The sequence below is a fragment of the Streptomyces xanthii genome, assembly GCF_014621695.1.
GTDB lineage: Bacteria > Actinomycetota > Actinomycetes > Streptomycetales > Streptomycetaceae > Streptomyces > Streptomyces xanthii.
The window spans coordinates 1,031,498-1,045,467 of sequence record NZ_CP061281.1 but is presented as its reverse complement, the minus strand read 5'-3'; the positions used below and the strand labels follow the sequence as shown (position 1 = coordinate 1,045,467).

11 protein-coding genes are annotated in these 13,970 nt (G+C 73.0%); 10 read left to right on the top strand and 1 reads right to left on the bottom strand.

The features are described 5' to 3' along the window. Positions 1-29 precede the first annotated feature (29 nt). Together IAG42_RS05035 and IAG42_RS05030 are read left to right on the top strand one after the other, a co-directional pair. The gene (locus IAG42_RS05035) at positions 30-3,146 is read left to right on the top strand and encodes an alpha-N-acetylglucosaminidase (protein WP_223205865.1); all 3,117 of its coding nucleotides are present in this window, start codon (positions 30-32) and stop codon (positions 3,144-3,146) included. Between the two features lie 95 nt (positions 3,147-3,241). Continuing rightward, on the top strand, positions 3,242-3,598 hold the full coding sequence (locus tag IAG42_RS05030) for a DUF4333 domain-containing protein (protein ID WP_188335804.1): 357 nt from the start codon (positions 3,242-3,244) through the stop codon (positions 3,596-3,598). 60 nt (positions 3,599-3,658) lie between these two features. On the opposite strand, the gene IAG42_RS05025 is transcribed toward IAG42_RS05030, so the two are convergent. Then, positions 3,659-4,150: an FBP domain-containing protein gene (locus tag IAG42_RS05025; RefSeq protein WP_188335803.1), complete on the bottom strand. Its 492-nt coding sequence runs from the start codon at positions 4,148-4,150 to the stop codon at positions 3,659-3,661. An 82-nt stretch (positions 4,151-4,232) separates the two neighbouring features. On the opposite strand from IAG42_RS05025, the gene IAG42_RS05020 reads away from it, so the two are divergent. From IAG42_RS05020 to IAG42_RS04985, 8 genes are all read left to right on the top strand, one after another. Then, positions 4,233-4,811: a TetR/AcrR family transcriptional regulator gene (locus IAG42_RS05020; RefSeq protein WP_188335802.1), complete on the top strand. Its 579-nt coding sequence runs from the start codon at positions 4,233-4,235 to the stop codon at positions 4,809-4,811. Positions 4,812-4,840: 29 nt separating this feature from the next. Then, positions 4,841-6,016 (top strand): GDSL-type esterase/lipase family protein, encoded by a 1,176-nt coding sequence (locus IAG42_RS05015; protein WP_188335801.1) that lies wholly within the window; start codon positions 4,841-4,843, stop codon positions 6,014-6,016. Positions 6,017-6,103: 87 nt separating this feature from the next. Beyond that, positions 6,104-7,555, top strand: coding sequence for a glyceraldehyde-3-phosphate dehydrogenase (locus IAG42_RS05010; protein ID WP_188335800.1), 1,452 nt, complete (start codon positions 6,104-6,106; stop codon positions 7,553-7,555). Positions 7,556-7,643: 88 nt separating this feature from the next. Beyond that, positions 7,644-9,398, top strand: coding sequence for a sensor histidine kinase (locus tag IAG42_RS05005; RefSeq protein WP_188335799.1), 1,755 nt, complete (start codon positions 7,644-7,646; stop codon positions 9,396-9,398). Then, entirely contained in the window at positions 9,395-10,033 is a 639-nt protein-coding gene (locus tag IAG42_RS05000) for a LuxR C-terminal-related transcriptional regulator (RefSeq protein WP_188341192.1), read from the top strand. Before IAG42_RS05005 ends, IAG42_RS05000 begins: the two co-directional genes overlap by 4 nt. 277 nt (positions 10,034-10,310) lie before the next feature. Next, complete coding sequence (locus IAG42_RS04995; RefSeq protein WP_188335798.1) at positions 10,311-11,498, top strand: thiolase family protein; 1,188 nt, start codon at positions 10,311-10,313, stop codon at positions 11,496-11,498. A gap of 127 nt (positions 11,499-11,625) precedes the next feature. Continuing rightward, positions 11,626-13,146 (top strand): long-chain-fatty-acid--CoA ligase, encoded by a 1,521-nt coding sequence (locus IAG42_RS04990; RefSeq protein ID WP_188335797.1) that lies wholly within the window; start codon positions 11,626-11,628, stop codon positions 13,144-13,146. Positions 13,147-13,194: 48 nt separating this feature from the next. Then, complete coding sequence (locus IAG42_RS04985) at positions 13,195-13,959, top strand: sulfite exporter TauE/SafE family protein (protein WP_188335796.1); 765 nt, start codon at positions 13,195-13,197, stop codon at positions 13,957-13,959. Positions 13,960-13,970 lie beyond the last annotated feature (11 nt).

The following is a 13,970-nucleotide window of genomic DNA, read 5'->3' as shown; positions in this document are numbered from 1 at the left end:
CACCGGCGGGCCGCTCCGGAAGGACGCATGTGAACGACCACAGAGGTGTCACCCGCAGACGTCTGCTCACCGGCACCGCCGCGCTCGGCGGAGCCCTCCTCGTGCTGCCCGCGCCCGGCGCCGGCGCCGCGCAGGCCGCGTCCGACGGACGGTTCGACACCGGTCCCGCCGAAGCGGCGCTGCGCCGCCTTCTCCCGGGCCACCACGGGCAGTTCGTCCTGCGGCCGGTCGCCGGCGCGGCCGACCGCTACCGGGTCACCGGGACGAGCGGACGCGTCGTCGTCGAGGGGACGAGCCCCGCCGTCCTGCTCGCCGGGGTGCACGCCTACCTCCGCGAGACCGCGCACGCGTCCATCACCTGGAACGGCGAGCAGCTCGACCTGCCGCACCGGCTGCCCGCCCCGGACGGCGAGATCGCCGCGGGCGCGAACGTCGCCCACCGCTTCGCCTTCAACGACACCAACGAGGGCTACACCGGCCCCTACCGCGACTGGGACGCCTGGCAGCGCGAGCTCGACGTCCTCGCCCTGCACGGCTTCAACGAGGTGCTCGTCACGCTCGGCGCGGACGCCGTCTACCACGACACCTTCCGCCGCTTCGGCTACTCCGAGGCCGAGCTGCTCTCCTGGATCCCCGCGCCCGCGCACCAGCCCTGGTGGCTGCTGCAGAACATGTCCGGGTTCGGCGGGCCCGTCAGCCGCGGCCTGTTGGAGCGCCGCGCGGAACTGGGCCGCAAGGTCGCCGACCGGGTCCGCGAGCTCGGCATGACCCCCGTGTTCCCCGGCTACTTCGGCACCGTCCCCGGCGGCTTCCCGGACCGCAAACCCGGCGCGAAGGTCGTCCCGCAGGGCACCTGGGTCGGCTTCGAGCGGCCCGACTGGCTCGACCCGCGCACGCCCGCGTTCGCCGAGGTCGGCGCCGAGTTCTACGCCCGGCTCGGCGAACGGCTCGGCCCCAGCGGCATGTACAAGATGGACCTGCTGCACGAGGGCGGCCGGGCCGGTGACGTGCCCGTCGGCGACGCCGCGCGCGCCGTCGAGGCCTGCCTGCAGAAGGCCAGGCCGGGCGCCGTGTGGGCGCTGCTCGGCTGGCAGAACAATCCGCGCCGCGAGATCGTCGAGGCCGTCGACACCTCCCGGATGCTCGTCGTCGACGGCCTCTCCGACCGCTTCCCGAGCGTCACCGACCGCGAACGCGACTGGGCCGGCGCCCCATACGCGTACGGCAGCATCTGGAACTTCGGCGGACACACCACCCTCGGCGCCAACACCCCCGACTGGGTGGACACCTACCCGAAGTGGCGCGACAAGACCGGCAGCAAGCTGTCCGGGATCGCCGCGATGCCCGAGGGCGCCGACAACAACCCGGCCGCCCTCGCCCTGCTCTGCGACCTCGCCTGGACACCCGGCACGGTCGACCTGGAGCAGTGGTTCGACCGGTGGGCCGCCTCCCGCTACGGAGGCGACGACCCGCACGCGGCCGCCGCCTGGCAGGTGCTGCGCCGCACCGCGTACGGCACCCGGCGCACCGACTCCTGGAGCGAGCCGCCCGACGGCCTGTTCGGCGCGCGCCCCTCCCTGACCGTCACCAACGCAGCGTCGTGGAGCCCGGCCGCGCCCCGCTACGACCTGGCCGCCTTCGACGAGGCCCTGACGGAACTGCTCGCTGTGGCGCCCGAGTTCAGAGCCTCCAGCGCCTACCGGTACGACCTGCTCGACGTGACCCGGCAGGTGCTCTCCAACCGCAGCCGCATCTTGCTCCCGCAGATCAAGTCCGCCTACGAGGCCGGGGACCGCGCCCTGTTCCAGCGGCTGACCGGCACCTGGCTCACGTGGACGGACCTCCTCGACCAGGCCCTCGCCACCTCCGGACAGCACCTCCTCGGCCGCTGGATCGCCGACGCGCGCGCCTGGGGCGCCGACGCCGCGGAGCGCGACCGCCTGGAGTACGACGCCCGGTCCCTCCTCACCACCTGGGGCGGCCGCTCGGGCAGCGAGGACGGCGGTCTGCACGACTACGCCAACCGCGAGTGGGCCGGGCTCGTCGGCGGCCTCTACCGCGAGCGCTGGAAGACGTACTTCGACGCGCTGTCCGCCGCGCTCGAGTCGGGGGAGCGGCCCGCCGCGATCGACTGGTTCGCGCTGGAGGACCGCTGGGCGCACGGCCACGAGACGCACCCGACGCGCACCACGGGGTCGATCCTCGCGCTCGCCCGCCGCATCCGCGACGCTCTCGCCGACGGCGCGGACCAGGCGTCGGTACGGGCCAAGGCCCTTCAGGGCACGGTCTCCGCCGGCCACCCCGCCGGTGTCGAGGTCGTGTTCACCAACCACAACGGCTTCACGGCCGCCCGTGACGTGACGCTCGCGCTCGACGTGCCCGAGGGGCTGACCGCCGTGCCCGACGGGCCGGTGACCGCCGACTCGGTGGCGCCCGGCGCGACCTTCACCGCCCGCTTCACCCTCACGCTCACGGGGACGCCCGCCGAGATCGTGGCCCGGATCCGCGTCGACGCCGCGTACCGGTCGGGCCGGGAGCGGGGCGCCGCCGTCGCCGGAGTGCGCGTCATGGCGGGGGGAGCCGTCCAGGATCCGTACCGGACCGTGTCGTTCAACAGTGCCGTGTTCGGGCAGTCCGGCGACACGTTCGCCATCGAGGGCGGTGGCGCCGATCTGTGGGGCGGGACGAACGAGTTCGGGGCCGTGTACCGTCCCGGCGCCTTCGCCGCGGGCGGCTCCGCGTCCGTACGGGTCCTCTCGCAGGACCGGACCGGCAACTGGGCGCGCGCCGGACTCGTCGTCCGTGACGACCTCGCCACGAACGGCGCGGCCGGGTTCGTGAACCTGGCCCTCACCCCGGCCAACGGCGTCGTCCTGAGCTGGGACGCGGGCGGCGACGGCCGCCTGGAGACGTTCCTCTCCGCGGGCGGCGGCTCGGTGGCGGCGCCGGTCGAGCTGCGGCTGACGCGGGAAGGGACCGCGTACAAGGGGGAGTTCAGCACCGACGGCGGGTCCACCTGGACCACGGTCGGGACGGCGACCCTCGCGCGGGCGGGGGCGGCGCAGGACGTGGGCGCGTTCATGACGGCGGCGGGCGGGGGCAGCGGGGCGCGCGGGCTCGTGACCTTCGACCGGCTGCGGATCTGACGCGGTCGGCCCGCGAAGCCGCCGGGGCAGCCACTAGGCTGCCGTGGTCCCAGCCGCAGATTCGCTCCAGCGACCGTTCGACGGAGAACCCCTTCATGATCAAGCCCCGACTGTCCGCAGGTGTCCCGGCTCTCGTCGCGGTCGCCGCCTGTGCGCTGCTCGCCGGCTGCTCCGTCGAGGCGCACGTGGGCACCTCGACGCCCAAGATGTCCAAGGAGAAGGTCGCCGACAAGATCGCGACCACGCTCGCGGCGCAGACCGGTCAGCCGAAGCCGGACGTGACCTGCCCCGAGGACCTGGAGGGCAAGGTCGGGGCCACCGGCCGGTGCACGCTCACCGCGAGCGACGGCAGCAGCCTCGGTGTCTCCGTCAAGGTCACCTCGGTCGAGGGCAAGCAGATGAAGTTCGACATCGAGGCCGACAAGACGGCCTCCCCGGCGCCGGGCAACTGACGCGTCGCACCCGTCGAGGCCGGCTCCGCGTCCGCGCGGGGTGCGGCCTCGACGCGTTCGTCATGCGGTGATCTTCGCGAAGAACGCGGTCAGGTTCCCCAGGGTGCGCTCGATCTTCTCCTCCAGGGTCAGGGTCTCGGGCAGCCGCGACCCCATCCCCGCGTCCTTCTTCCCGCGTACGTACAGCGAACACGCGAGGTCGCTGCAGATGTACGCGCCGACCGAGTCGCCCTGCTTGCCGGCCTTGCCCGCCTTCGGGGCGACCATCAGGGAGACACCGCCGGTGTGCGCGGTCAGACACAGCCGGCACAGGCTGCGGCGGTTCTGCCCCGAGGGCGCGTGCGTGCTGCGCAGCGCGGCGCCGCGCAGACCGTCGGCGAGCGGCGCGACGAGATAGCCGCGGTCGGGGGCCTGCGGGTCGCGCCAGCCGAAGAAGTCCAGGTCGTCCCAGGGGCGGTCGGCCAGATCGTGCGGCACGGACAGGCGCTTCGCCTCACCCTTGGTGCAGTTCACGAACGAGGCGCGGATCTCTTGCTCTGTCAGTGGCTTCATAAGAGCGAGGCTAAGTTGCCTAAAAGCTTTAGGCAAACGCATAATCGAGTTCGGAACTTTGGAACATCGCGGAAGGGGTGTCATGGCGCGTGCGGGGCTGAACGCGGAACGGCTCGCGGAGGCGGGCGCCGAGCTCGCCGACGAGGTCGGCTTCGAGCAGGTGACCGTCTCGGCGCTCGCCCGCCGCTTCGACGTCAAGGTCGCGAGCCTCTACTCGCACGTGAAGAGCTCGCACGACCTGAAGGTGCGGATCGCGTTGCTCGCCCTCCAGGAGCTCGCCGACCGCGCGGTCGACGCCCTCGCCGGGCGGGCCGGGAAGGACGCCCTCGTCGCGCTCGCGAACGTCTACCGCGACTACGCCCGCGAGCACCCCGGCCGGTACGCGGCGGGCCAGCTCCGCCTCGACCCCGAGACCGCCGCCGCGAGCGCGGGCCCGCAGCACTCGCGGATGACGCGGGCGGTGCTGCGCGGCTACGACCTCGACGAGCCCGAACAGACCCACGCCGTACGACTCCTGGGCAGCGTCTTCCACGGCTACGTGAGCCTGGAGGCGTCCGGCGGCTTCAGTCACAGCGCGCCCGACTCGGACGAGTCGTGGACCCGCACCCTCGACGCCCTCGACGCCCTCCTGCGCAACTGGCCCGCCCCGAACGCCTCCTAGGGCGCCGACCCCTCACAGAGAGGCCCGCCATGGCCCCGCCCCTCACCCCCGCCGACCTGACCCCCGCGCTCCTGCGTGGCGCCCTCGAGGCGGAGCGGACCGAGCGCGGCGGACTGCTGCCGCACCGGCTGCCCGCGTGGGCCCGCGCCCAGAACACCGACGGGCAGCTCACCATGGCGGAGTCCCAGCCCTCCGGCGTCCGCCTCGCCTTCCGCACCCGCGCCACGGTTGTGGAACTGGACACACTGCCGACCAAGCGCGCCTACGTCGGCGTGCCGCCCCGCCCGGACGGCGTCTACGACCTCGTCGTCGACGGCCGGCTCCTCGCCCAGGGGTCCGTGCCCGGCGGTCACGTCGTCACCGTCGACATGACGAAGGGTACGTTCGCGCACACGCCCGGCGCGCCCGGCACCCTCCGCTTCGACGGCCTCGACGGCACGGTCAAGGACGTCGAGATCTGGCTGCCGCACAACGAGACCACCGAACTCGTCGGCCTGCGCGCCGACGCCCCGGTCGAGCCGCTGCCCGACGGCGGCCGCCCGGTCTGGCTGCACCACGGCAGCTCCATCAGCCACGGCTCCGACGCCGCGAGCCCCACCGCGATCTGGCCCGCGCTCGCCGCGTCCGCCGCCGGGGTCGAGCTGCTGAACCTGGGCTTCGGCGGCGGCGCCCTGCTCGACCCGTTCACCGCCCGCACCCTGCGCGACACCCCGGCCGACCTGGTCAGCGTCAAGATCGGCATCAACCTGGTGAACCTGGATCTGATGCGGCTGCGCGCCTTCGGCCCCGCCGTCCACGGCTTCCTCGACACCATCAGGGAGGGCCACCCCGAGACCCCGCTGCTCGTGGTCTCGCCGATCCTCTGCCCGATCCACGAGCGGACCCCCGGACCGGGCGCCCCCGACTTCTCCTCGCTCGCCGACGGGCAGCTGAAGTTCGCCGCGCTGGGCGACCCCGCGGAGCGCGCGTACGGGAAGCTCACGCTCGAGGTGATCCGCGAGGAACTGGCCAGGGTGGTGGCCCAGCGGGCGGCCGGTGACCCGCGCCTCCACCTGCTCGACGGGCGCGAGCTGTACGGCGCCGCGGACTACGCCGAACTGCCGCTGCCCGACGAACTGCACCCGGACGCGGCCGCCCACCGGCGCATCGGGGAGCGCTTCGCCGAGCGGGTCTTCGGGCCCGGCGGAGCCTTCGCCGACCGGTGAGCGAGGCGCCCGGGGCAGGGGGCCGACGACGGGCCGGCGGACGGTCGGGTTAGCATATGAGCGCCGCCTAGCTCGAAAGATGTGCCAGTGACTGTCAACGACGACTCGTTCACCAATTGGAACACCCGCGAGGAGACCGCGGAATCCATGATCCCGATCATCGGGAAGCTGCACCGCGAGCGGGACGTGAACGTCCTGCTGCACAGCCGCTCCCTGGTGAACAAGTCGGTGGTCAGCATCCTCAAGACCCACCGCTTCGCCCGGCAGATCGCCGGCGAGGAGCTCTCGGTCATCGAGACCATGCCGTTCCTGCAGGCCCTGACCTCGCTCGACCTGGGGCCCTCGCAGATCGACATCGGCATGCTTGCCGCGACGTACAAGACCGACGAGCGCGGTCTGAGCGTCGAGGAGTTCACCGCCGAGGCCGTCGCCGGTGCCACCGGTGCCAACAAGGCGGAGCGCAGCTCCGGCCGTGACGTCGTCCTCTACGGCTTCGGCCGCATCGGCCGCCTCGTCGCCCGCCTCCTCATCGAGAAGGCCGGCTCCGGCAAGGGCCTTCGCCTGCGCGCCATCGTCGTGCGCGGCGGCGGTGAGCAGGACCTCGTCAAGCGCGCCTCGCTGCTGCGCCGCGACTCGATCCACGGCCAGTTCCAGGGCTCCATCACCGTGGACGAGGCGAACAGCACGATCGTCGCCAACGGCAACGCGATCAAGGTGATCTACGCGAACGACCCCTCCGAGGTCGACTACACCGCGTACGGCATCAAGGACGCGATCCTGATCGACAACACGGGCAAGTGGCGGGACCGCGAGGGCCTGTCCAAGCACCTGCGCCCGGGCATCGACAAGGTCGTCCTGACCGCGCCCGGCAAGGGTGACGTGCCGAACATCGTGCACGGCGTCAACCACGACATGATCAAGCCCGACGAGCAGGTCATCTCCTGCGCGTCCTGCACCACGAACGCGATCGTGCCGCCGCTCAAGGCGATGGACGACGAGTTCGGCGTGCTGCGCGGTCACGTGGAGACCGTCCACTCGTTCACGAACGACCAGAACCTGCTGGACAACTACCACAAGGCCGACCGCCGCGGCCGCAGCGCGCCGCTCAACATGGTGATCACCGAGACCGGTGCCGCCTCCGCCGTCGCCAAGGCCCTCCCGGACCTCAAGGCGCCGATCACGGGCAGCTCGATCCGCGTCCCCGTCCCGGACGTCTCGATCGCCATCCTGAGCCTGCGCCTGGGCCGTGAGACCTCGCGCGAGGAGGTCCTCGACCACCTGCGCCAGATCTCGCTGACCTCGCCGCTCAAGCGCCAGATCGACTTCACCGACTCGCCCGACGCGGTCTCCAGCGACTTCATCGGCTCGCGTCACTCCTCGATCGTCGACGCCGGCGCCACCAAGGTCGACGGCGACAACGCGATCCTCTACCTCTGGTACGACAACGAGTTCGGCTACTCGTGCCAGGTCATCCGGGTCGTCCAGCACGTCTCCGGCGTCGAGTACCCGACGTTCCCGGTGCCGCTCGCGACCGTCTGACGGTCCCCGCGCCCGCCACAGAAGCCGCTCCCGCTCCCGCGCGGGGGCGGCTTCCGTGTCCTCCTCAGAAATGGCTTAACGTGTGACCGTGGACAGTCAGGGGAAGCGGACGGTTCGGTTCCAGCTGACAGGGGCCGCGGCCCTCGCCGTGCTGTCCGGCGGCGTCGGATCCTGGGCCTACGCACGGGCCGGCGCGTCCGCGAGCGACCTCGTGCGCGACCTGGCCGTCGGCTGGGCGTACGTTGTCGCCGGTCTCGTCGCCTGGCGGCGCAGGCCCGCCAACCACACCGGCCGGCTCATGGTCGCCGAGGGGATCACCTGGTTCTTCGGCAACCTCCAGGGCACCTCCGTGCCCGCCCTGTTCGCCTTCGGCGCCTGGTGGGAGGCGCTGAACATGGCGATCCTGCTGCACCTCATGCTCTCCTTCCCCGAGGGCCGCCTGACCACCGTCCTGACCCGCCGCCTGGTCGTGTTCACCTACGGGCTCGTCGCCGTCGGCGGCCTGATCCGCACCCTGCTGTTCGACCCCCGGCGCGAGACCGGCGCCACCTACCTCGACTGCCGGAACTGCGGCCCGAACCTGCTGCACGTACCGGCCTGGGACGGCTTCTTCGGGACCTTCGACGCCGCCTACCACGCGGCCGGCTGGCTGGTCTCGGTCGTCGCCGCCGTCGCCGTCGTCCAGCGCTGGCGGCACGCCTCCGCCGCCCGCCGCCGCGCCCTGCTCCCCGCCTGGATCGGCATCGGCGTCGCCGTCGCCTTCCTCATGTGGGACATGCTCTTCTACGTCGTCCCCTGGTTCGGCGAGGTCGGCTCGCTCGGAGAGCAGGCCGTCTATCTGCTCTCCGACCTGGCCCAGGTCGCCGTCCCCTTCGCCTTCCTCGGCGGACTGCTGCGCCTGCACCTGCAGCGGGCCGAGGTCAGCGGGCTCGTGATCGACGTCGGCACCGACCCCGACCCCGCGCGCGTGCGCGAGGCCCTGGTCCGCGTCCTCGGCGACCCGACGCTCCGGCTCGGCCTGTGGCGCGAGGAGCGCGGCGGCTACGTGGACGGGTCGGGCCGCGAGGTCAACCCCGAGGGGCCCGGTCGCACCCCGGTCCGCGCCGCCGACGGCCGCCCGCTCGCCCTGCTCCACCACGACCGCGCGCTCGCCGAGGACCCCGAACTGCTCGCGTCCGTCGCCGCCGCGCTGCGTCTCGCGCTGGAGAACGTGTGGCTGCGCACCCGCGCCAAGGACGTCGCCACCCGCATCGTCCGCGCCGCCGACGAGGAGCGCGGCCGCCTGGAGCGCGACCTGCACGACGGCGCGCAGGCCCGGCTCGTGTTCGCCCTGATGTCCGTGCGCCGGGTGCAGAAGGGGCTCGCCGAGCACCCCGACGAGAAGCTGCGCGAGGCCGCCGACGAGGCCGAGTCCAGCCTGCGCCTCGCCATCCAGGAACTGCGCGGCATCGCCCAGGGCATCCACCCCGCCGTCCTCACCCGCGAAGGCCTCGCCCCCGCGCTCAACGCGCTGGCCAGGGAGGCCGCCCTGCCGGTCGTCGTCGCGGCCGAGGCCCGGCGCTACGACCCGCTCGTCGAGTCGACCGCGTACTTCACCGTCTGCGAGGCCCTCTCGAACGCGGCCAAGCACGCCGGCGCCCGCGCGGTCAGCGTCTCGGCGCGGCACCAGGACGGCCGGCTCGTCGTCGAGGCCGTCGACGACGGTGTCGGCGGCGCCGACACGGCCCGCGGCACCGGCCTGCGCGGCCTCGCCGACCGGCTCGCCGCCGTCGACGGTGTACTGCACATACACAGTCCCGCGGGCGGCGGGACCAGGATCAGGGCGGAGCTGCCGTGCGTGTGATCGTGGCCGAGGACTCGGCACTGCTGCGGCAGGGCATCGTCCGGCTGCTGACCGACGAGGGCATCGAGGTGGCCGCCGAGCTCGGCGACCCCGGCCCGCTGCTCGCGCTCGCCGCCGAACACACGCCGGACGCGGTGCTGCTCGACATCCGCATGCCGCCCACCCACACCGACGAGGGCCTGCTCGCCGCGGCCGCCCTGCGTGAGGCGCACCCCGGCATCGGCGTCCTGCTGCTCTCCCAGTACGTCGAGACCTCCGCCACCGTGCAGGCGCTCGCCGACCGGCCCGAGGGCTTCGGCTACCTGCTCAAGGAGCGCGTCGCCGACATCGACGAGCTGCGCGGCGCCCTCGAACGCGTCGCGGCGGGGGAGACCGTGCTGGACCCCCTGGTCGTCGCCCGGCTGATGGAGGGTCCGGGTCACGCCGGACCGCTCGGCACGCTCACCGGGCGGGAGCGGGACGTCCTCGCCCTGATGGCGGAAGGGCGGTCCAACGAGGCCATCGCGCAGAAACTGGTCATCGGCGGCAAGACGGTCGAGACGCACGTCCGGAACATCTTCACCAAGCTGCGCCTGGAACCCGACCTCATGGAGCACCGCCGGGTGATGGCGGTGCTCACCTACCTGCGCGGCTGAGGCCGCGCACCCAAGAGGTTCCGGCTGTCCGCTCCGGAGACGACGCCGTCCCCCGTGCTCCCCCGTGGTCCCCCGTACGTCGTCCGCGGAGCGGTGCCGGAGCTCCAGATTAGGAGAGCCGGGCGGGGCGGGACATCAGGGCCAGCCCTGAGATGCGGAGCGCCGGGTACCTCTTTCCCGCCCGGACGGCTCTTCCCAGGGGCCGAGCGCCGGGTCTATAGTCCAAAACTAGCAGTGCTAATTTTTGGTACCGTCCGCGTCACCTCAGGAGCTGACCGTGCGTCCTGTCCACTTCGCCGCCGCGCGCCGCACCCCGATCGGGAAGCTGCGCGGGTCCCTCTCCACCGTCCGGCCCGACGACCTCGCCGCGACCGTGATCCGGGGCCTGATCGACGACGTGCCCGCCCTCGACCCCGCCCGGATCGACGACGTCTACTGGGGCGCCGCGAACCAGGCCGGTGAGGACAACCGCAACATCGCGCGCATGGCCGCGCTGCTCGCGGGCCTCCCCGAGACCGTGCCCGGCGCCACCGTGAACCGGCTGTGCGCCTCCGGCCTGGAGGCCGTCACCACCGCCGCCCGCACCATCGCCGCCGGCGAGGCCGACATCGTGCTCGCGGGCGGCTCCGAGTCCATGAGCCGGGCCCCGTTCGTCCTGCCCCGCCCCGACGACGCGCTGCCCCACAGCATGCAGACCTACGACACCCGCCTCGGCTGGCGCCTGGTCAACCCGAAGATGAAGGACCTGCACGGCGTCCTCGCGATGGGGGAGACCGCCGAGGAGGTCGCCGAGCGGTACGGGGTCTCGCGCGAGGCCCAGGACGCCTTCGCCCTGCGCAGCCACCAGCGCGCCGCCGCCGCCCGCAAGGACGGACTCTTCGACGCCGAGATCCTGCCCGTCACCCGGCCCGACGGGGTCGTCGTCGACGCCGACGAGTGCATCAGGCCCGACACCTCCCTGGACAAGCTCGGCGGTCTCAAGCCCGTGTTCCGCAAGGGCGGTTCGGTCACCGCGGGCAACGCCTCCCCGATGAACGACGGAGCCGCCGGACTCCTCCTCGTCAGCGAGCAGGCACTGAACGACCTCGGCCTCGAGTCCCTCGGCCGCTACGTCGCCGGAGCCTCCGCCGGAGTCCACCCCGACGTCATGGGCATCGGCCCCGTCCCCGCCACACAGAAGGCGCTCGCCCGCGTCGGCTGGGGGATCGGTGACGTCCAGGAGGCCGAGTTCAACGAGGCGTTCGCCGCCCAGGCCCTCGCCTGCGTCGACGCCCTCGGCATCGACCCCGGGCTCGTCAACCCGACCGGCGGCGCCATCGCGCTGGGCCACCCCCTCGGCTGCTCCGGCGCCCGCATCCTCACCACCCTGCTGCACCGTCTGCGCCGCACCGGCGCCGGGCGCGGCCTCGCCACCATGTGCGTCGGCGTCGGCCAGGGCAGCGCCGTGCTCGTCGAGCGCGGCTGAACTCCCGTACCACGTCAGGACGTCGGCCGCGGGGCCCCGGTCCCGCGGCCGGCCGCACCACCAGCAAGGACTCGCACCGCCGAGCAAGGACTCGCACCACCAGCAAGGAACGGAGCACCACCCCCTCATGGCCACTCTCTCGCTCGCCGCGATCCTCGCCGACAACGCCCGCCGCAGGCCCGACAAGACCGCCCTCGTCCAGGGCGACCAGCGGTTCACCTTCGGTGAGTTGTGGGACCAGGTCCGCGCCCGCGCCGGAGCGCTCGTCGACACGTACGGCGTCCGGCCCGGCGACCGGGTGGCCCTGATGGCCCCGAACACCGTGGACTTCCCGCGCGCCTACTACGCGATCCTCGCGGCCGGCGGTGTCGTCGTCCCCGTCCACCTCCTGCTGTCCGCCGACGAGGCCGCGCACGTGCTCCGCGACAGCGGCGTCGACCTGCTCCTGTGCCACCCCGGACAGGCCGCCGTCGGAAGCGCCGCCGCCGAGGCCGCCGGAGCCCGCGTCGCCACCCTCGGCGAGGACGGCGAACTCGACGCGGCCGCAGCCGGGGCCACCCCGCTCGACGTGTACGCGGCCCGCGGCCCCGAGGACGCGGCCGTCATCTTCTACACGAGCGGCACCACCGGCGTCCCCAAGGGCGCCGTCCTCAGCCACCTCAACCTCGTCATGAACGCCACCGTGGACGCCTTCGACGCCCACGAGTACTGCCCCGACGACATCGTCCTCGGCGCCCTGCCCTTCTTCCACGCCTTCGGCCAGACCGCCTCCCTCAACGCCGTGTGGCGCGCGGGCAAGACGCTCGTCCTGCTGCCCCGCTTCGACGCCGCCCGCGCCATCGACCTGATGGTCCGTGAGGGCGTCACCGTCTTCCACGGCGTGCCCACGATGTACGTCCACCTGCTCGCCGCCGCCCGGGACGCCGCCGAACTGCCCAGGCTCCGCGTGGCCGTCTCCGGCGGCGCCTCCCTGCCGCTCGCGGTCCTGGAGGCCTTCGAGGCCACGTTCGGTGCCCGCATCCACGAGGGCTACGGACTCAGCGAGACCTCGCCCGTCGCCGCCGTCAACCAGCCCTGGTACGGCATCAAGGCGGGCACCGTCGGCCACCCGATCTGGGGCGTCGACGTCGAGATCGCCCGCGCCGAGGTCGACGAGCGCGTCGAACTGCTGCCCGCCGGCGAGCTCGGCGAGATCGTCGTGCGCGGCCACAACGTCTTCACCGAGTACCTGGGCCGCCCCGAGGCGACCGCGCAGGCCCTCGTCGACGGCTGGTTCCGCACCGGCGACCTCGGCACCAAGGACGCCGACGGCTACATCTCCATCGTCGACCGCAAGAAGGACGTCATCATCCGCGGTGGCTTCAACGTGTACCCGCGCGAGGTCGAGGAGGTCCTGATGCGGCACCCGGCCGTCGCCCACGTCGCCGTCATCGGGCTGCCCGACCCCGTGCACGGCGAGGAGGTCTGCGCCGTGGTCGTGCCCAAGGAGGGCGAGAGCGCCGACCCGGACGCCGTCATCGCCTGGTCCAGGGAGCACCTGGCCAAGCACAAGTACCCGCGCCGCGTCGAGATCACCGGCGAACTGCCGCTCGGCCCCAGCATGAAGGTCCTCAAGCGAGAGCTGCGGGACGCGTACCGCTCCGCCTGACCTCCCGGCGCGGTGGCGGAGATCGATGCGGCTAGCATCGGTCTCCGCATGCACGAGATATTCGGGATCACGCCCTGGGGCTTCGCCGCGCTGGCCGTCGCGGCCGTCCTCGTCGGCTTCTCCAAGACCGCCGTCAGTGGCGCCAACACGGTCAGCCTCGCCGTCTTCGCCGCCGTCCTGCCCGCCCGTGAGTCCACGGGCGTGCTGCTGCCCATCCTCATCTGCGGCGACGTCCTCGCCGTGCTCACCTACCGGCGGCACGCCCACTGGCCCACCCTGTGGCGGCTGTTCCCCGCCGTCGCCGTCGGCGTGGTCATCGGCACCGTCTTCCTCGGCTTCGCGGGGGACGGCGCCGTGCGCACCAGCATCGGTGCGATCCTGCTCCTGATGGCCGCCGTCACGGTGTGGCGCCGGCGCGCCGCCGAACGGCCCGAACCGGAGGAGACGGCGACCCGCACGGCACGGATCAAGGCCGGCTCGTACGGGGTCCTCGGCGGGTTCACCACGATGGTGGCCAACGCGGGCGGCCCCGTGCTCTCCCTCTACCTGCTCTCCGCGGGCTTCCGGAAGCTGGGATTCCTCGGCACCTCCGCGTGGTTCTTCCTCATCGTGAACTCCGCGAAGGTGCCGTTCAGCGTCGGCCTCGGCCTGATCGACGGCAAGTCCCTGCTGCTCGACGCCGCCCTCGCCGCGTTCGTCGTGCCCGGCGCCCTCATCGGCAAGTGGGCGGTGAACCGCATCAATCAGCGGCTCTTCGAACAGCTCGTCCTCGCGGCGACCGTCCTCGGCGGCCTGCAACTCCTGCTGCGCTGAACGGGCCAGGT